This window comes from Spirosoma taeanense, from assembly GCF_013127955.1.
Classification (GTDB): Bacteria; Bacteroidota; Bacteroidia; order Cytophagales; family Spirosomataceae; genus Spirosoma; species Spirosoma taeanense.
The window spans coordinates 2,454,511-2,473,729 of sequence record NZ_CP053435.1 but is presented as its reverse complement, the minus strand read 5'-3'; the positions used below and the strand labels follow the sequence as shown (position 1 = coordinate 2,473,729).

The following is a 19,219-nucleotide window of genomic DNA, read 5'->3' as shown; positions in this document are numbered from 1 at the left end:
GGCCTGCGGTAGCGAACCGGTAGCGTTTCCTTTGCTGCCTCAACTCATTCAGTAGTGCTTCGGCCTTCGGAAAACAGGTATAACACCCAATGGATTGAGGAAAAGTGGGGACTATTTGACGGCCCAAAATTGGTTTTCACCAGGGTCTTCAGTTAAATTTCGGCTTTTGCCTATAAACTATCTGTTGTTCGTCGACAAAAAGCTGACCTGATGAAAAAAGTATGTATTCTGCTATTGCTAGCTCTGGCTTCGTGCAAGGTGACCCAGAAATCGGCAATTCCCACCTGGACGCCCTACGATGAATCGGACGAGCTCGCCAAAACCGCAACCCACGAATCCCAGCGCATGCGGTTCAAGCTCATTCAGTCGAGGAACCTCGATAAAAATGAACTCTGGAAACAGGTGTCGAAGCAGTTGACCAATTTCTCTGCAAAGGACTATGAGGCTCTTAAACCGTTCATTCTGGAGCAGGACATTCCTACGTTGCAGGCTGCGGTTCAATCGGGAAAACTAACCTACGAGAAGCTGACGCAATGGTATCTGTACCGGATTGCAACCTATGAAAACGACCGCGACAAGTTTCTGAATAACCTGATCGCTATTAATCCCAATGCCGTAGCCGAAGCCCGCCAGCGGGATAAAAATAAGTCGGCGGTCAGCCATCCGATTTACGGGATGCCCATTATCCTGAAAGATAACATCAACCTGAGCGGCCTACCCACCACCGCCGGGGCTCAGGCCTTCAGCAACAACATCAGCCCGAAGGATGCGTTCATTGTCGATCGGCTTCAGGATCAGGGGGCTATATTTCTGGCCAAAGCTAACCTGAGCGAATGGGCCAATTTTATGTGTTTAGATTGTCCGAATGGCTACAGTGCAATGGGCGGCCAGACGCTGAACCCCTACGGCCGGAAACGGTTCGATACGGGTGGATCGAGTTCGGGCAGTGGCTCAACCGTAGCGGCTAACTATGCCGTCGGGGCAGTAGGTACCGAAACGTCCGGGTCCATTCTGTCGCCGTCAAGTGCCAACTCCCTTGTTGGCCTCAAACCCACAACGGGTTTATTAAGCCGGGGCGGCATTGTACCGATTTCTAGTACGTTTGATACGCCCGGCCCCATGACCCGAACCGTTGTTGACGCAGCCATTCTGCTGTCGGCCATGACGGGCGAAGACCCGGCTGATCCGGCTACGAAAAACAACCCGAAGGACAAACGCTATTGGCAGGACGTAAAAACGGGCAGCCTGAAAGGCATCCGGTTCGGGGCCTACATACCCTTGCTGAAAGATTCGGTCTATGCCGTGAATATCGAGAAAATCAAATCACTGGGTGGTACTGTCGTCGAGATTGAGATGGAGACAGCGGCTAACGAAGGCTTCAGTACGCTGTTGAACGCGGATATGCAGGCAGACCTGCCGAGCTATATTAAAAACTATGGCTCGGGCACGCTCTCCTATCGCTCCGTAGCCGACATTCTCGCCTATAACCGACTGGATTCGACCAAACGAATGCCTTATGGGCAGGGACGTATTGCAGGCGTCACGAAAGCAACGACCAGCCCCGACGAAATGGCTCAGTTACGGAGCAACATCCGTAAAAATGGGGTGAGTTATTTTGAAAAGCCCATGCAGCAGCACAAGCTGGACGTTGTCCTGTCGATCAACAACCGAAGTGCTGGTCTGGCCGCAGCCGCCAATTACCCGTGCCTTACCGTACCGATGGGCTACAAAACGAACGGAGAGCCCATTGGCATGACGTTTATTGCCCGGCCTTTTGAGGAAGACAAACTTCTGAAGATTGGCTTTGCATTTGAGCAGGCCACGAAGGCGCGTCGGTTACCGGACGATTACAAATAACCTCGGCCTCCCGACAACCAGGCCGTGTGTCGGTACACGTTATCTTTAAGTTAATTCTTATGACAGGAAAACAAAAGGCCCGGCTATGGTTCTGTTGCCATAGCCGGGCCTTTTGTTTCACCACGGTCTTACTTGGCGGCCATGCTGGCGGGTGCGCTGGTATTCCAGATGTCGCGGTGCAGTTTCCAGTCCCCATTTTCTTTCTTCCAGACAACCATGTATTTGCCCGTATCTATCTGCGCATCGTTAGGCCCGTAGAGTGTATAACGCCCTAATTCCACAACCTGGTCTCCCTGCTGTTCGGCTTCCATCGTCTCAAGCTTGGCTCGTTTAATGCCCATACCGTAAACGCCCTTCCAGAAGTCTCCGATAGCCGAAGCACCCTGGACAGGCTCGCTATTAGGAGGTAATAATCTGGCGTCGGTCGTGTAGAGACTGGTCAGCGTGGTTGCCCCCTTCTGATAAGCCTCCATAAATTTCTGATTGGCAGCCATAATGTCGGCTTTCATATCTTTCTGAGCAAAAGCCGATAAGCTTATAAGCAGCAACAGTACGAAGGTAAAGGATGAAATACGCATCACATTAAGGGGTTAGTTATGAGCGCAATATCAACAAAAGAACAGGCATCGCGTTCACCTTTCGAGAGTCCGCATCAAGACTTTATCAAACGGTAGCAGCAGACGTAATCGTTTGCTTCGCGTCCAGTAGCCATTACGTTGACAAGTGACGCCTGCAGATGCCAATCAGCTATAACTCACATTAATTAGTAAGTAACCTATCGAGGTATGCCAACCATGTATAAATCGAAACCACCTTTGCCACCTGGCCGGTTCGAAGAAAAAATCATAAGCTGATTACTAAATTTCAGCTTATTGTTCAGGATTGGCCGATACTCATCATGCGACGTATTGATGGTTGGGCCAAAGTTGACAGGAGTGGACCATTGGCTTCCATCCCATTTACTATAATACAAGTCATAGCCACCGTAACCGCCAGGTCGGTTTGAAGTAAAAACCATCATATTTCCGTCGATAAACGGGCATTTATCATCGGCCGTTGAGGATAATTCGGCCACGCGCTCTACCCGTACGTTTGTCAACGATGGCAACTGGCTGTGTAACTCGGTACGGGCAACGTCAGGTAAAATTGCTTTATATAAATCGAACGAACCAGCTCGATTTGAGGTGAAATAGATAGCACTATACGTTTTGTCGAATGTCGGATAGCCGTCGTCGGCTGACGAATTCAGACATGGTATGCGGACCGGTTGTGTAAAGGTTTTTGCATTGAGATTGTTGCTGTTCGTTGATGTTGTCGTTGTAGTAGACTGATAGTTATGGGTCAGGTAGATGTCCAGATTGCCTGTCCGATCAGAAGCAAATAACATCAAATACTCTCCATAATGTCGAGTATAGCCATCCCTGAATATGTCATGGTCGTACGAACGAATATAGGGTCCTAGTTCGTTCGCTGTTGAGTTGGCGATATCGGTCGCCCAGTAAACGGGTCGCTGTTCCTGTACAACATCCAGCCCGCCATACGGCTGATTGTCAAATGAAAAGGTACCCTTCTTCGTATCAAATGCGTAGTTAAACGATTCCTGCACAAAGTTAAAATCTGACCGGCCGCCCCGCTTTGACGAAAAAGTCAGAGCTATAACCTCACCGACTACACTCAGGTTAGAATTGTAGTCGTCATCAACCGAGTTGATTTTACCAAGATTTACCGGGGTTTCGGAAAATACAGGTTTATAACTTTGTTGCTGATCCTTGTCACAGCTAGCTAAAATTGCCAGCAGGCATGTCATAAGCAGAAAGCCTTTCATGTATTGACGAGTTTAGAGAACGATCTTAGACGACGACCCAATTTGGCCGAAAACCGTTGTAAATAAAAGCCGAAAGCATAAATTTCACTCGCCAAAATAATCGTTATCCATTCGTTTGATTTCATACGTCTGCTGCAACGTAACACCCATATTGTAGTCAATCATTAATTGCGCCAGTTGCTCACCGTCAATTAAAGCGATCTTGGTTTCATTACGCGGTACATAATCCAACGCTTCTTTCGAAAAAATGGAGGTTTTCGTAGACGTTTTCCATAACTGCTATTAATAAAGCAACCAGCTTATTATTAGTAGATTATCAACTCATTTGGCCAATTAAATGACCCTTTTAGTGGTCGAAAACGGCCAGAAGGAGGAGACGAAATGATGCAGTAATCATCAGGTTCGTCGCAGAACAAAAACGACCCCTATGAAAAGCCGGAAATTGTTTGCCCGATAAGCAAACGGCAGAATACCGGGTTCTGATTTTGACTGGACCTAGGCAATGGCTGGCTGCTTGAAGCAGAGTTTGACCAATGTCCCATTCTGGTTTTCGTAGGTAAGTATACCATCGAGCTGGCGGGTTAGCAGTTCCACCAACTGGGTGCCGAAGCCCGTTTCATTGACTGCTTCCACAGGCTGTTTACCAATGCCATTGTCGGCTACCATCAACAGCAACGAATCGTCGCCCATCCGCGTCAGGCTGATGCGAATTGTGCCGTTGTCCCTACCGATAAAGGCATATTTAAGCGAGTTTGTCATTAACTCATTCGTTATTAGCCCTATGGAAACCGCCGTGTCAATATCCAGTACTAGCTCGGGCATCGAACAATTGATGGTGACGCGACTGGCGGCATCGAACGAATCGAGAATGCTTTCGCCCAGATTGTTAAAATAATCGCGCATTTCTATAGCCCCTAACTGCTTGCCCTGATACAGTTTCTGGTGAATAATGCCCATACTCTGCACCCGGTTTTGACTGGCCTGTATGGCTTCCTGTACGTTGGGGTCAGTAACTTTAGCCGATTGCAAGGCCAGCAAGCTTGACACCACTTCCAGATTATTCTTGACCCGATGATGAATCTCTTTCAGCAGGAGTTCGTTCTGAGCATTTTTCTGAGCAATCTCGTCGCGCTGTTGTTTAATGACGACGGCTTCCTGCAGGGCTAGTTCGCGGGCTTGTTCACGCAGACGGACCGTCAATAAGTACCAAAAGCCGACTAGCAGCAGCAGCGCATAAGCCGCATAAGCCCAAAAGCTTTGCCACCAAGGTGGGCTGATGTGTATGCGGAAGGGCGCCAGATTTGTCCAAATTCCGTCGCTGTTGCGGGCTTTCAGGTGGAACAGGTACGTTCCCGGCTTCATCTGGGCAAAATCAACGGTGTTTTTCAGGCCGATGCTTACCCATTGTGGCTCGTCATTCGGTCCAGTTAGGGAATAGGCATAGGCACGACTGCTGGTGTTGCGGTAATCCAGCAGCGCAAATTTTAGTTCTAAGGTGTTTTCCCGGTGCGACAATGCCAGCTCATTGGCTCGCCAGCGATCCGGGAGCATGGGCCGCATGGTTTGCGTTCCGTCTATGTCGAAGCAGGAAACGCCCACCAACCGCAGCGGTGAGGAGGCTTTAGGAATGTTGTGAATGGTATCGGTTGGCCCAAACCGCCGTAAGTTGTTCTGGCAACCGAAATAAATCTCGCCGGTAGTAGCCAGTGCTGTAATGGGCGTCGAGTAAATCGAGTTGCCGACAAACTGCGGAAACGTGGTTACGCGCTCGGTAAGGGGGTCGATACAGGAGACCACCTGATGCTGGTTGAACCAGATTTTGCCGGTTCTGTCGAGGGTAGCGTGGGCAAAATAATCATCCGTGAACCCGTTTACTGCACCATATTTTTTGAATCGTCCTGTTTTGACCGACAGCTTCTGTAAGGGAGCCGAATACCCACTCGTTATCCATACATCATCCTGCTTATCAATCATGGGCGCAAAGGTGTAGTTGCTGGCCAGTCCGTAGGGGTCGCCTTGCCGGAGCACAAACCGCTGCACTTGCCGGGTTCGTTTGTTTACCCGACTAAGGCCGTGAGCGGCTCCGCACACCCACACCGTGTTCTGGGCATCGACCGCAATTTTCTGGAGCGTGTTTGAGAGTAAACTGTTGGCATTGGTGGGGTCGTTTTTCCACTGTTCATACGTACTTACCAGCCCCGTCTCGACCGATAAGCCGCCCTTCGGAATACGGAAGAGCCCCTGACCCCAGGTCGAAATCCAGAGGTCACCATCCTGGTCAACAACCGAAGCGATGGCGTTCTGAATCGTCTTACTCCCGGCCTTAACTAAACGAACAGGTGTAAGACGACCCGTTTTTTTGTTGTATACGAACAAGCCAGCCTCTGCTCCTACCAGCAGGTATGGATCGAGGCTGGTTCTAACCGAACCTGGCAGCGGGATGGTGAAATAGGTGAGGGGTTGCTTTAAGACAACCTTCATCTCATCCAGACCCGGCCTGGATTGACCCAGCCTGGATTGGCCCGGCTTGTATCGAATCAGGCCCAGATCGGTACTGATCCAAAGGAAGCCTTCCAAATCGGGCATGAGGTACTCCGTTACGGGTCGGGTCGGAATGGCACCGGCGGTGTTACTCAATCTGGGCAGTGGAATGTTGGCGTGGCGTTCCTGACGGGGGTCGAAAAAAAGCGGGTTTTTGTCGCTCATCCTCTCCAGCCAGATTAACCCCTGTCCATCTTCGTAGAGGGTTACCAATTCCTTGAGTTGTTCCCCATTGCTGATGGCTACGGGTGTGCATTGCTCCACGACGGTCCGGTCGGCTGAAATGCGGAAGATGTCGTTATCGCAGCAAAGCCAAAGCCGCCCCGCCCGATCTTCCAGAATTACTTTTGGAAACGGAATGGGTTTGCCATCGGCCGTTTGCTTATCGAACCAATTGATTTGTCCTGTTTTAGGGTTAAAGACCCGCAGCCCGGTTTGGTCCGGAACCCCCATCCAGATCAGGCCCCGACGATCCTTGCAGAGGCCGTTAACCACATTGAGACCATCAGTGGCGTTGATGACGGGTACCCCTAATTTATTGACAGTCGGAAAGCACTGCCAACGGTTACTGGTTCTGTCAAACTGCTCGAATCCAGCCGTTGTACAAACATAAATATGGCTGGGGGCCACTAAAATGGGCGACAGCGGATTTCCCTGCAACTGCCCTGCCTCGCCCGGTTTGGGCAAAAAATGGACAGTGCTACCTGTTTTGGGGTCGAACCGATTCATGCCATAATCGCTGCCGATCCAGAGATAGCCAGATTCATCGCGTTGAAGAAACCGGAGCTTATCCGACGACAAACTGGTTTTGTTGGTGGGCAGGTGGCGAAAATGGACCACGTTGCCAGTTTGCTGATTGTAGGCATTAAGGCCCCCGTCGCGGGTGGTTATCCAGAACGTGCCTCGCTCGTCCTGAATCATATCCGCCACCCGCGCCGAGGAGAGGGAGTTCAAATTCGCCGGATCAAAGCGCACCGTTACAATCTCATGGCCGTCGTACCTGCTCAGGCCACTGCCGCTGACGAACCAGAGAAAATCGTCGCGGTCGGTAAAGAATCGATTGATGGTTAGTTGATTTCGGTTGCGGCCCAGCGTCTCTTTGGGGGGCTCGTCGAAGTAAAGCAACGTGGATTGTGCCTGCCCGGCAGACGCGGACAGGCACAATAGCAGGAGGAGCCACCCAAAAACAACGTATTTACCCATATTGGGACAACCGGAATGGTGTAGCTCACAAGATACGAAAATAGGTTTATGGGGCCAGCTGACGCGATCTGTCAAGGGGTAGGTGGTGCATCGGCATTCCACATACCCATGATCGATACCCATTTGCCGTCATTATTACGTTTGAGCAATTCGGTATACCGGCCCTTATCGACAACCACTTTCCCATCGGGCGTTTTTACGTCCATCTGGAACTGACCCGTTTCCCACCCCAAGTTCCCTTCACTACCCGTCGCAATCGTTTTGACGGATACATTAGTAGCCCCCGCGTCAATGGCACCTTGCCAGTAGTTAAGGATGTTTGCCCGACCCGTAACGGCAGGTTCATTGGGCGGATACAACGTAGCCTCATTCGCATAGCAGTTCGCAGCCGCCACGGCATCTTTGGCATTGATCGCAGCGGCAAAATCCCGGTTCATCTGCGACAGATCTTCGGCCGTAGTGGGCGTTGACGTTGCCGGTACGTTGCAGCCAGCAGCCAACAGAAGCAGGGCCGTAAAAGTGGCCAGGATCAATAGAATGCCAAACTCCCGTGCTCCTGGCTTCCGGGCCAGCACCGAAAACCGGCCCGAACGAATCAGCGTAAGGGCTGAACAGATAGTAAACAGATGTAGCGTAGATTTCATAGCTTACTTTTTAGCCCGTAATTGGTTATCCAAACTCATTACGTCAGGGAAGCCCCACTGCTCCGCTACTTTCCCGTTGGCGATTCGGTAAACAGACGTTTCCGAAATCATAACCTTACGGCCTGTCGAATCAAGACCATTGAAGGTACCCCGGTGCGTTCCCGTTGACTTATACCTGGTTACAACCTTATCGTTTTCGGCAATCATGTCCACGATTTCTTCCTTCCAGTCGGGAAAGGATGTTCTGTGGCTGTCGATAAATTTTTTCCCAGCCTCGACCCCCTTGTAGTCCACGGCACCGAGGAAGTGATTCACAAAATCAGGAGCCAGAATCGAATCTAACGAGGCTACGTTGCCGTCGGACCATACCTGATGGTATCGGCGGATAAGCTCCCGATTGGCCTCTACGTCATTTCTAGGACTGTTCGACGTACAGCTATTTAAAAAAAGTAGAAAGGCAACAATCAGGACCGGGTAGGTTGATGATTTCATTTTTCTGTTTTCTACACTCGTCTGCCATGCAACTCTTGTCCATCCCGCGCCCGAAACGTGGCCGACACTACCTTACCGGCGGCATTGCGGCCAAACGTCAGCACCGTGTCGTAAAATGAAGCCGCATCGAACTGATCTTTGGCTTTCCAGAACAGTTCGGCTTTGGGAGCCTTGGTGGTAGTCAGATAAAGCAGACCATCCTGTTGCTCCACCTGCATGGTAACCTTGTCGTAGGGTCCGCCCAGAAACGTATTTAGAAGCTGCTCGTAGTCGGTGCCCTTCACCTGCAATACATACTCGCCCGTATAGTCAGCCAGGACCTTCGCGGGCAGCGCGCCCACCACCACCTTGTCGAGGTTGATCGTAAACTCGATGGTTGGCGTTGGGGTAGTTTTGTCTAGTTTACCCGTCAGCCGCATCTGTTCTTCATGGGTAAATGAGTTCAGAATCTCGTCGGTCCTGTTACGTTCCTCGCCATCGAAGTAAAGTTGCGTAACCAGTTCGTGGTAGCCGCGTTTGGCCACTTTATAGTGGATATGCCGCGCCCGCCGACCATACAATCCCGGCAGTATCGTTTTGAACTGGTATTCTCCGTTTGCATTGGTAACCGCCTGCGCCCAGCCCTGAAAGTTGGCGTCCGACTGGCCGGAGTCGTCATACTCGTGGCGGTATTTGCCGTGGTGATTAGCCTGCCAAATCTCAACAATAGCCCCTGCAATGGGCTGACAACTGGTGTCGAGTATTTTACCTTTCACGATGATGACCTCACCCGTAGCGATGCCTGCCTGTCCGGTTATCTGCGTGAGGTCAACGTCATGGTCGGCCTGCGACCGGAACCGCATGGTTGGGAATGGCCCAAGTTCCTGACGGGGCGTAACGGCGCAACGGTCTTTGTTGGCATCGGTCCGCGTAAACGCCGTGCCGACCGTGCCGGCAGCCAGGCCAACGCTTAAGCGAAGCCAGCTTCGACGGGGGATGTTTGGTGGATGTTCCATAATTGTGATTGAACCGTTTCAATATTGATGAGCTGACCGGGCAGGGCTGGTTGCCTTAGACTAACCCCAGGATTAACTAGTTGTTTTTCAGCGGTTTTAGTGGTCTGGCACTCCTCACTTGCCCTTCTGATCCTCGTTGTTTATGTCGCGGATGCAGATGAATTTTCCGTCGCGTTTTTCAAATATGCCCATGTATTTGCCGGTGCTCACCAGGTTGCCAGCCACGTCTTTAACCGTTGTCTTCCCGACTTCGGTCACTACGTTGCCATCGCCGTACACGTCCATCGTCTCGTAGGAAACCGTAGTACCGGCCTTGCGCGCTTTCATACTTTTGAGCAACACCTGCCGGATAGCAGCCTTTCCTACGGACATGGGTTCGTCGTCGGCCATTTCTATGGCATCGTCTGTGTAGAGTGCCATTACTTTGTCGATGTCCTTAGCGGTTGTGGCGCTGGCCCATTCGGTTTCGATGGCTTGTATTTCCGTTTTAATGGCGGCCATGTCGAGTTTAGCAGCTACCTGCTCAGTGGTAGCGTCTGCTTTTTGGGCGGGGGCGTTACAACCGGTAACCCAGACAGACGTAATAGCGACAACGGCCAAGATCAGGGTAAATGGATTGGTTTTCATAGTTTTGGTTTAAACGATTTAGGGCACTCTCACTAAGCGACGGTAGAGTTCGACGGCTTTTATTTTCTCGTATACTGTACCCAATTTTTTATCTGCTTCCTGAAACGATTTGTCGTCGTGGATTTTCTTATACGCTTCTGCATTGGGCCAATTACCCTCGAAGAAGTAGCGGTATTTGTCGGCTCCTTTTTCCTCTACTTTGTAGAGTGTGTATCCGGCGTTACTGTACCCCAGGCGTTTAATGACCGTGTTCAACTCGCCAATCAGCGCCGACAGCTGTGCCTCCGTTACACCTGCTGGCATATCGAAAAGGTGAATACTTTTGAGTTGGGTCGTTGACGTTTGCTGAGCCTGTGCCGATGACGACATGCCGAGGCTAACCAGCAGCCAAAGTGCAGATAGTGAAATCATGAGATGTTTCATGAATTTGATTGATTGGTTTGACTGTTTTAAAATCGATCCCCCAGCAGTATAGGCTGGGCTTGTCTGTGCTCATGATTTCGGATTTATGTAGTGTCGTCCGTTAAATTCAATTCCATAAATAACAGATAGTCTTTAAACTCGGCGGGGATTTCCATTTCTGGATACGCGTCAATGTCACGAAATCCAAAACGTCTATATAAGGCGTGAGCTGCTTCCATAAACTTTGGACTGTCAAGCCGAATTTTTTTATAACCGACTTTTCTCGCTTCAAGTAAAAGTCCTGCGAGGATAGCTCGTCCAGCTCCAATACGTCTACTGGCTGGATCAACAAACATTCGTTTTATCTCACCGATGTCGGAGTTGATACGTTTCAGACTTCCAAGCCCACATACTTCACCTTCATAAATAGCCAATAGTAACTGTCCGTAAGGGGGTTGAAACTTGCCAATCTGTTGGATATCCTGTTCGACAGTTTCTTCGGGATTATGAGGATGGATGCCGTAGAGTTCCTGCATTTTGTCGTTACCCCAAACTAAATAGTCAAACCATAATTTATTAACGGCTTCCAAGTCGTCAGGAATGACAACAGTTCTTGTTTTTACTTTTTCACTTGTGTTCATTTCCTTAATAGGTTTTGGTTGGTCACTACGGGTTCAGATAAAGCGCCCGAATGCCTGTTGTTTTATCCCGAATTGATTGATCATAGATAGCTTAGCCACCACTGCTCTTTATGCGTTGTCTTGTACGTGTCAAACCAGCGACACAGGGGATACAACGACGCGACAACGGCTATCCAGATCAGGTAAACCACCCCAAGATTGTAGCCTCCATCGCCGGGCAGTACAAACCGCATCGGTATGGTTTGCAGCGCTTTATCGGCCTCCGTCATGGTGTGGCCAGCGGCAAAAAAGACAATCATGCGCAGGGTATGGAGCACAAGAAAATGGATCGTGTAATAAAAAAAGGCCGTTCGTCCGTAGGTACGCAGCACGCTCGTAACGCGATTGTGTACATTCTCCAGCAACGCCAGTACCAGTAGCCCTGGCCCTACCGTAATGCACATATACAGCAGCGATGGTGGGTATTTATGCACCTTCAGGAACGAGAACAACGTTGTGAGGCCATCTTTCTGGACGCTCCATGGGAAGGGGTCGCCGTATTCATTCTGCAAACGCAGCCCCACAAATAACCCAATGGCTCCGGCACCGAGATAAAACAGCCGTTGTTGACGCTTCCTGGCTTCAACCGCTGGCTCAAACAAACGGCCCAGGCAGTAACCCAGTATCATTAGCCCCAGCCAGGGTAGAAATGGGTACAGTACCACAATGGCCCGACCAGGCTCGTAGTCAAACACACGGTGACTGCCACCATGGAACAGCGCCCACCAAAAACCCGACGTAAACCCCGGTGCCTGTTCCACCGCATCCAGCAGATTATGGCCTAAAACGATCGCTAACCCAATGCCCAATATGGCCCGGAACGGCAGCCACGTCAGTCCGGCCATGAACACCATGCTGATGCCCAGCGACCAGAAAACGACCAGCGTAATGGTATTAAACAGGGTAAACGTATCCACTGGCACAATCAGGAGTACCTCGGCTACAATGAGCCAAAGACCCCGTTTCAGCAGGAACAGACTCAACTCGCTGCGCGATTTTCGTAAACCCTGCAGGTAGATGGACGTACCGGATAGCAAGGCAAACGTAGGGGCGCAGAAATGGGTAATCCAGCGGGTGGCGTACAGGACCGGCGTGGTGGTATCGAGATTGAGCGGGTCGTCGGTATTGGCTTGGGCGTGGAAGAAATCGCGCGTATGATCCAGCGCCATAATGACCATAATCAGGCCCCGCAGGACGTCGATGGAATCGATGCGGCTTTTGAGTAATGAAGGCGCTGGACTGAGGGAGTTTGCGGTTGCAGATGTATAGGGGAGCGGAAAGGTCATTTCGGTACAGCGGCTAAAACTCATCTATGTGGCATGGGAGATTTGGGATAGCCTCAAGCAGGAATCTGTAAAAATGACGAGGCTCATCATCGAATTCGATTCATTGGATTAGCGCACTTTATAGGCTTCTAACTCAATCTCAATCAACTGGCCGGGCAAGGCTAACTCCTTTACGCCAAACCACGACCCGGTCGGAAATTGCTTTTTATAGATCGTATTTCGGTAAGCCGACTGATTCACAAATTCGGGCATGTTCGTGGTCAGAATATTCTCCACCACAACGTCGTCCCAGGTGTAGCCATAGTGCTTCAGGATTTTGTCCAGATCGGCGTAGCAATTTTTCATTTGTTGGCCCAGGTCACCTTTGGCCGTCAGGTTTCCTTTCTCGTCCATACTGACCGCACCCGATATTTTCAGTTCATTGCCAATCCGAACGGCATGGGAATAGCCATACGCTTTCTCGACTTCAGGCCGTAACATAAAATACTCCGGTCCATCGGATTGAGCCGCTGGTTTCTCATCTGCTTTTTGGGGGGAGGTGTTGCAACCGACGGTAAACAGAAGCAGGACGGCAAAAGCATGAATAACTTGGTTGATTTTCATGGGTCTATCGAATAGAGAAAAGGCTGCGAGGATATAGGTTTTATTTGCGCTCAGTGTGCTCTCATTGTTTGGTTAAACTGTTAGCTGTAGTGTATCATTTTTTTGGGCCATACAACACCTTGAGTGTTCGACTAATCATTGCTGGCACTACCGACATGTGCGTTTCGTCCTCAAATATGTGCGTAGTTAGGGTTAACCCTTTGTAATTTCTGCTCTTTAGCGTATCTGCAAACGCAGTCATTACAGGCGTCATTGATTTACCTTCCATGCTACCAACAGACATAAAAATTTGGACGGGTAACGATTGATTTTTTGCTGAAAATGTCTTTTCAATTTTAAACATTTCTTTACTGTTCCACCATAAAGAGGGGCTATTTATGCCATACCTGCCGAATAGATCCGGGGCCATAAAAAGACAATAATTAACAAATAATCCACCAAATGAATGGCCCGAAATGCCGCGTTCTGTTGTGGTTTTGTAGCTCTTATCAATAAATGGAATAATTTCTGTTTTGATTACATTTAAAAAAATAGGAGCTCCCCCGGATGATAAAGAACCTTCAGTTAAACCAAATGCTTTGGTGTACGTAGGACTTGCATCAAATGCGGCATCTTTTGTTGGCGTGTAATCTTTCCACCTGTTTGTCATCCAAGGCGTTAATGATTGTTTCCATTCGTAGTCAATTCCTACAATTATCATTTTATCCAAATCGCCAAACATGTCCATTGACGTTCGGGCAGCATGGGCGATAGGAAAAGCTAATCCTCCGTCCAGAATATATAATACAGGATAATGAACTGTGTCGTTGGGAGAATAATGTTGAGGCAATGAAATAGATAAATTATACGTAGTCTTGTTAATCCTTGACTGTAGCGCATGTTCTGCTTTTTGATTAATAACGGGCGTGGAATTTGCCTGCCCCATTAATTCATGAACGGCTGCCGATGCTACTAAAACTAATAAGGTAATTATGATTAGGCGTAAATTATTTTTATACATGTTCTTTATTTAATGAAGTTGGTCAATTAAATAGTACGGCCCATTCTTTTGCGTTATCAGCACCCAAGAATGGGCCGACTTTGCTACTTGACTGCTACCGGTGCCGATGCCGACTCCTGGTAAAACGTCGCTTTCCACGCGCCATTGATTTTGGTGAAGAGCATTGTTCCCGCTACGTGTTCATACTTTATTTTCTGGCCGGTTTTGAGCGTTGCATCCTGTTCCACCGAGAAGGTATAAAGCACCAGCGAGTCAGTCAAAACCCGAATCGCTTCCTTGGTTGGCACGACACTCAACGTCTTCATCTGGCTAAACCCGTCTGCGTTCAATTTTTTTAGCGCGTCGTAATCGCCGAAGGTGCCATCGGGATTGACGGCCTGAAAATCAGGTGTATTTTCAAAGTAGGACATACACGTTTCGATGTCCAGTTTTTCGACCTGCTGGAAGAATTCTTTCACAAGAGAAGAAATCTCCTGTTCAATCGCCTGCTTTTGCTCAGGTGCCATTGCCGACACGGCGGTTGTTTTTGTATCATTATCCTTTGCGGGCGAACTACAACCGGCGGCAAACAGGAACAGGGCCGTAATAACGGCCAGCATCTGGAGTACTTGATTGGTTTTCAATGGACTATTGTTAAAAAGGGTGGATTGATTATGTTGATTTACTTAGCCGCAGGCAGGGGGAGATCGGAGTTGGATATGTCGCGGAAGGGCCTCCATTTACCGGCTTCCTTTTTCCAGAGGACGATGTACTTGTCCTTGACCACCTGCGTACCGGCTTTATCGAACAGGCTTGACTGGCCTTCCTCCGACATGAAATCGCCGGTTCCCCATACGTCGATAGTGGTAAACTCAGCTTTGGCGATTCCAGAACCGAGGACGTTGTGTATGGCCGCCTGAATATTTTTGCGGCCCACAATGGCTGGGGCGTTCGCGAACATCAGTTTCGCGTCTTCCGTATAGAAATTGGCCATGCCCACCGAGTCGCCTTTGGCGATGAAACCAGCGAACTCAATATTAGCGGCTTCGATTTCTTTTTTAAGCGTGGCATTATCGACCGTTACGGTACTGTCTTTGGCGGGCGAGTTGCAGCTGGCAGTGAATAAAAGCGTAGCTGCAAGTGCACCCAGCATTAGGGGTACTTGGTTGATTTTCATGGGAGTTTGGAATCTGATTTTTTGTGAACGGTTAAGGAAAGTAAATCCCCTCCCCAGCGAGAAGGGGTTTACTGTTTCTTAACTTAAACTACTTGTGTAAAGCCACTTTTATTTCTATGGCTTCATGGTGTTATTTCATCATGGCCCGCGCCTTGTCGGCGCGTTCTTTGGCATCAGGAAGGCCCATGGCAGCGGCTTTATCGTAGTATTCGGCCGATTTGGCGTAGTCCTTATTGGTCATGTAGAACTCAGCCAGGCTGTCGTAGGCGTTCGGTTCATTGGGGGCTAGTTCGACGTACTTTTCCAAAGCGGCTTTGGCGTTTTCCATGTCTTTTTTCTGGACATACATATAGCCCAGCGTGTTGTAGTTGGGCGCGTACTTCGGACTCAGTTTGGCCAGTTTCTGGGCGTAGTCTAAGCCCGCGTCCGCGTCTTTGTTTGTGTAAAACGAATGCAGGGACGCCCACTCCAGTGCCTGTGGTGTTTTCGGGTAGGCCGCCACTAACGCTTTCATGTCTTCGACAGGTTTGTAGTTGGGGTCCTTCTGCCAGTTGACAATAAAGTCCCGCATAATCTGCTCGGCTTTCGTGAGTTTTTTGGTATCAAGGGCCAGCGTTTTTTCAATCAATGCGGGCCGGTCTGCTTTAGACCCGTACTGTACGGCATAGACGTGAGCCATGAAGAAATTCGGGTCTTCGGCCAATGCTTTGTCGAGTTCCGATTTGGCATCCTTAAAATGGACATTGGCGTATAGTTCCGAAGCGCGATGCAACGCAGCGATGGCCGGTTTAGATTTGGACGATACAGGCAGATAAAAATCCTGTGCCACGATGGTAGTAATATACCCAAAAAGGAGCGCGAATAAGGCGATTAGCGTTTTCATTGGATTTTGGATTTGGTTTGATTGGTTAGAGAATTAATTGGTAAATGGTGCGGATAGAAGCGGTATAGGGTCAGACTCCGGCGTATTCATGCAGGGGTACGTGGGCGGGCTGAAACGCCATGCCTAAGTCCTGCGTAGCCAGTGCGTTGCTATACACCAAGCGGGCGGCTTTGGCGGGCGTTTCGTGGTTCAGCATGGCGGTCAGGGCCGAAACAGGCCAGCTTTCGCCCGTGAGCAGGTAGTTTTTACCGTGCAGTCCGGGGCGGGTGGCGGCCCGAAAAATGCCCTCCGCTACGTCGGAAACCGACACAATGGCGAACTCCACATCCCGGTCGAACAGCATCTGCACGAAAGGATTTGGGGCAATTTTGTTTTTGAACAGATATTGCAGGCCCACCGACGTAGAGTCGTCGCGGGCCGACAGCGGTTTGCCCATCACGCCCGTAGGCGACACGCTCACGATGTCAAAGCCCGTGTCGGGGTGCGTTGCCACAAACTGCCGCACGGCTTGATCGGCGTAGTATTTGGCCTGGGCGTACGGAATGGCGGTGGTGTCCAGATACGGCTCGTCGGCTTCAGAATAGACATGGTCGGCGGGCTGGTTGGGGTTAGGCATTGGGTAGGCCGTGTTGAGCGCACCTACCGAGGCTACGAACACCACCTTCTGTATCGAAGGCGTTTGGCTGACCACCTTCAGGAAGTTTTCGGTTCCGCGGACGGTCGGCTCGAACACCTCTTCCTGCGGATTCTCGGCGGCTAATTGAAATGGAGTGCCGCTATGAACCACAATGTTGCAATCCCGTAAAAACTCGCCAAGGTCTGCTTCGTTGGTTACGTCCACTTCACTGATGGTCAGGTTTTCAGCGTGAGAAAGCTGATGCAGATGCTGGTATTTTTCGGGTTTGGCAAGGTCAGTCGTGGATACCTTCACGGTATAGCCCTCGTTCAGAAATTTTTGGGTGACGTAGCTGCCAATGAAGCCGGCTCCGCCAAGGATGCCTACTGTTTGCATAAAGTTTTAGGTTTAAATTAAGGGGTATTTTATAGTCCAGCGGGAATTGACTGGACGTGGTTATAGAAAACAGGAGATAATTAGTTCGGTGGCGAATACGACAAATCGGGTCGCAGGTGACCAATTCTCGATTCTATTTGCCGGATGAATTACTTCATTTCGGCAAAGAGGTTCTTAAATCCGGCCCGAAATTCTTCAGTATTAGCCTCGTCTCTCGCTTTAAAGTCGGCTTGACTGTTGGCCAGGTCTTCGACCAGTATGAAATTTTCGGTAGTACCGAACCGGCTCATATATACGTTGTACGGTATCTTTCCCGCTTTGCTGGTGTAGAGTTCCTTAAACCGGTTAAATAGAGCTTCTATCTTACGCTGATGCTGCGGTTCGTAATAGAAGTAATCGTACTCTGACTGACTGGTTTGGTCAGGTACGTAGGAATAGTCCGGGAGGTACACTAGTGTATAATCGCGGTAGCTGGGATAGCACTTGTCGAAATTGGCGAATAACTTCGCGTAGGTCTCTTCGCCCATCGTCTTCTGCAAACGAGCCAGCGGGTCTTTGTCGAGATCAGCTGTGTGCTCAATTGGCTCGACGGTGTAATACCGATGGTCATTGTCCTGAATCGTGAGCCAGCCGTTCTGTATACTGTACTTTCGGCATTGGCTGACCAGCTCCTTCGATGTCCTTTCGTACTGGTCCACCATCGTTGGTAGAACGGGGGCCTCATGGATGTGAAAGAACTGCGGTTTTGCGGGCATGGTCTGAGCCTGCAGCATGGCAGTGGGCACTAACCAGAAGAAGCAAAAAATTACTTGAGCACATACAATAGTGAAATGCAGCGGCATGGTTAAGGGTACTGATGGGGGTGGATTAGAAACGGTTGGCCCAATCGACTCGACAACGCCATTTGGCCGACAACGGATCTAAACTATCGCCAGCGTATTCACCAACCAAGTACTCAAGGACGAACACACTGGTTTACTGTCCGAAAGACGGGAATTACTTACCGGATGTGTGAACGGTAATGCCGGTTTTGCCCGGCGGCCTCAAATGGTCTGGATTCGTTTCAGTAGTGCCTCACGCAGGAGGTGGCTGAGCGGAATCGTTTTACCCCCGATTCCAATATGGCCTTCGCCTACCTCATCGACCTGCGTCAGATTTGCCAGATAGGAGCGGTGCACCCGCACAAAATAGTTGACCGGGAGTTTGTCTTCCATCACCTTCAAGGTCGTTGTCAGCAGGTATTCTTTGTCGGCCGTGTAGAGGTGGCAATAGTTGCGGTCGGCTTCCACATAGAGAATATCGGCGATGAAAATCTTGACGATCTTTTCGCGGTGCCGCACAAAAATCCGGTCACTGAGCACAAAGGGCGCTTCGGGGGCATGGTTGGCAGCGGTGGGCGGCTCGTCGGCCAGGCGGCTTATGGCCAGCTCGATAGCCCTTTGTAGCTCAATGGCCCGGATCGGCTTGGCGATGTAAGCGTAGGGATGCGTTTTTTTGGCCCGGGCAAAGGTGGCCTCGTCGGTATTGGCCGTGACGTAAATAATCGGGATGTTCCACTGCTGGTGGATAGCATGGGCTGTGTCGATACCGTCGAGTGATCCTTTGAGACTGATATCGAGTAGAATCAGGTCAGGCCGGTTGGTTTCAGCATTTAGGATGGCTTCTTCGCCCCGAGGCACAATCCCGCTCACCTCATAGCCAAGTTTAGTGAGTTGCAGGGCGATGTTGGCGGCAATGATCATGTCGTCCTCCACGACGAGCAACTTCAACGGGGTGTCCATTCTATTTGTTGATCATTCGTCATGTAATCATTACGCGTGTACCGACGGTTGAACTCGGTACCGCGTATCCTCGGTAGCGCTGGCAGTGTAATCAATACTGTAAATCCGCTACGAAGTAAACTCAAATTTTATAGTTATGAAAACCAATAACTTGATTAAGCGCAGCCATCAGGCTAAGAAGGATTTATGAAATTCAGTAAACCTATCAAACAGATTAAGTTTCATACTGTCT

The 19,219-nt window shown here is 49.9% G+C and carries 20 protein-coding genes; 1 reads left to right on the top strand and 19 read right to left on the bottom strand.

Going from position 1 to position 19,219, the window contains the following annotated elements; translation table 11 throughout:
- The first annotated feature begins 210 nt into the window (after positions 1-210).
- Positions 211-1,857, top strand: a complete 1,647-nt coding sequence (locus HNV11_RS10460; RefSeq protein WP_171739611.1) for an amidase family protein — start codon at positions 211-213, stop codon at positions 1,855-1,857.
- Between the two features lie 128 nt (positions 1,858-1,985).
- Here HNV11_RS10460 and HNV11_RS10455 read toward each other — a convergent pair whose 3' ends face one another.
- The 19 genes from HNV11_RS10455 to HNV11_RS10365 all read right to left on the bottom strand — a co-directional run bounded on the left by HNV11_RS10455 (position 1,986) and on the right by HNV11_RS10365 (position 18,987).
- Positions 1,986-2,435 (bottom strand): YybH family protein, encoded by a 450-nt coding sequence (locus HNV11_RS10455; protein WP_240163908.1) that lies wholly within the window; start codon positions 2,433-2,435, stop codon positions 1,986-1,988.
- A gap of 197 nt (positions 2,436-2,632) precedes the next feature.
- Entirely contained in the window at positions 2,633-3,682 is a 1,050-nt protein-coding gene (locus HNV11_RS10450; protein ID WP_171739610.1) for a TolB-like translocation protein, read from the bottom strand.
- A gap of 84 nt (positions 3,683-3,766) precedes the next feature.
- The gene (locus tag HNV11_RS10445; protein WP_205402753.1) at positions 3,767-3,913 is read right to left on the bottom strand and encodes a hypothetical protein; all 147 of its coding nucleotides are present in this window, start codon (positions 3,911-3,913) and stop codon (positions 3,767-3,769) included.
- 264 nt (positions 3,914-4,177) lie between these two features.
- Positions 4,178-7,426 (bottom strand): histidine kinase dimerization/phosphoacceptor domain -containing protein, encoded by a 3,249-nt coding sequence (locus HNV11_RS10440; protein ID WP_171739609.1) that lies wholly within the window; start codon positions 7,424-7,426, stop codon positions 4,178-4,180.
- Positions 7,427-7,497: 71 nt separating this feature from the next.
- Complete coding sequence (locus HNV11_RS10435; protein WP_171739608.1) at positions 7,498-8,070, bottom strand: YybH family protein; 573 nt, start codon at positions 8,068-8,070, stop codon at positions 7,498-7,500.
- A 3-nt stretch (positions 8,071-8,073) separates the two neighbouring features.
- Positions 8,074-8,562: an ester cyclase gene (locus HNV11_RS10430; protein ID WP_171739607.1), complete on the bottom strand. Its 489-nt coding sequence runs from the start codon at positions 8,560-8,562 to the stop codon at positions 8,074-8,076.
- An 11-nt stretch (positions 8,563-8,573) separates the two neighbouring features.
- Positions 8,574-9,557: a dioxygenase family protein gene (locus HNV11_RS10425; RefSeq protein ID WP_171739606.1), complete on the bottom strand. Its 984-nt coding sequence runs from the start codon at positions 9,555-9,557 to the stop codon at positions 8,574-8,576.
- 114 nt (positions 9,558-9,671) lie between these two features.
- Entirely contained in the window at positions 9,672-10,184 is a 513-nt protein-coding gene (locus HNV11_RS10420) for a YybH family protein (RefSeq protein ID WP_171739605.1), read from the bottom strand.
- A gap of 18 nt (positions 10,185-10,202) precedes the next feature.
- On the bottom strand, positions 10,203-10,607 hold the full coding sequence (locus HNV11_RS10415) for a hypothetical protein (RefSeq protein WP_171739604.1): 405 nt from the start codon (positions 10,605-10,607) through the stop codon (positions 10,203-10,205).
- 83 nt (positions 10,608-10,690) lie between these two features.
- Positions 10,691-11,227: a GNAT family N-acetyltransferase gene (locus HNV11_RS10410; RefSeq protein WP_171739603.1), complete on the bottom strand. Its 537-nt coding sequence runs from the start codon at positions 11,225-11,227 to the stop codon at positions 10,691-10,693.
- An 80-nt stretch (positions 11,228-11,307) separates the two neighbouring features.
- Positions 11,308-12,552: a DUF1624 domain-containing protein gene (locus HNV11_RS10405; RefSeq protein WP_171739602.1), complete on the bottom strand. Its 1,245-nt coding sequence runs from the start codon at positions 12,550-12,552 to the stop codon at positions 11,308-11,310.
- A 108-nt stretch (positions 12,553-12,660) separates the two neighbouring features.
- Complete coding sequence (locus HNV11_RS10400) at positions 12,661-13,155, bottom strand: RidA family protein (protein WP_171739601.1); 495 nt, start codon at positions 13,153-13,155, stop codon at positions 12,661-12,663.
- Positions 13,156-13,249: 94 nt separating this feature from the next.
- Positions 13,250-14,155: an alpha/beta hydrolase gene (locus HNV11_RS10395; protein ID WP_171739600.1), complete on the bottom strand. Its 906-nt coding sequence runs from the start codon at positions 14,153-14,155 to the stop codon at positions 13,250-13,252.
- Between the two features lie 83 nt (positions 14,156-14,238).
- Entirely contained in the window at positions 14,239-14,778 is a 540-nt protein-coding gene (locus HNV11_RS10390) for a nuclear transport factor 2 family protein (RefSeq protein ID WP_240163907.1), read from the bottom strand.
- A gap of 38 nt (positions 14,779-14,816) precedes the next feature.
- Positions 14,817-15,311 carry a YybH family protein gene (locus HNV11_RS10385; RefSeq protein ID WP_171739599.1) on the bottom strand — a complete coding sequence of 165 codons (495 nt, stop codon included), beginning with the start codon at positions 15,309-15,311 and terminating at the stop codon, positions 14,817-14,819.
- 130 nt (positions 15,312-15,441) lie between these two features.
- Positions 15,442-16,194 carry a tetratricopeptide repeat protein gene (locus HNV11_RS10380; RefSeq protein ID WP_171739598.1) on the bottom strand — a complete coding sequence of 251 codons (753 nt, stop codon included), beginning with the start codon at positions 16,192-16,194 and terminating at the stop codon, positions 15,442-15,444.
- Positions 16,195-16,264: 70 nt separating this feature from the next.
- Positions 16,265-17,206 (bottom strand): NAD-dependent epimerase/dehydratase family protein, encoded by a 942-nt coding sequence (locus tag HNV11_RS10375; protein ID WP_171739597.1) that lies wholly within the window; start codon positions 17,204-17,206, stop codon positions 16,265-16,267.
- A 149-nt stretch (positions 17,207-17,355) separates the two neighbouring features.
- Positions 17,356-17,991 (bottom strand): hypothetical protein, encoded by a 636-nt coding sequence (locus tag HNV11_RS10370; protein ID WP_171739596.1) that lies wholly within the window; start codon positions 17,989-17,991, stop codon positions 17,356-17,358.
- A gap of 258 nt (positions 17,992-18,249) precedes the next feature.
- Positions 18,250-18,987 (bottom strand): LytR/AlgR family response regulator transcription factor, encoded by a 738-nt coding sequence (locus HNV11_RS10365; RefSeq protein ID WP_171739595.1) that lies wholly within the window; start codon positions 18,985-18,987, stop codon positions 18,250-18,252.
- Positions 18,988-19,219 lie beyond the last annotated feature (232 nt).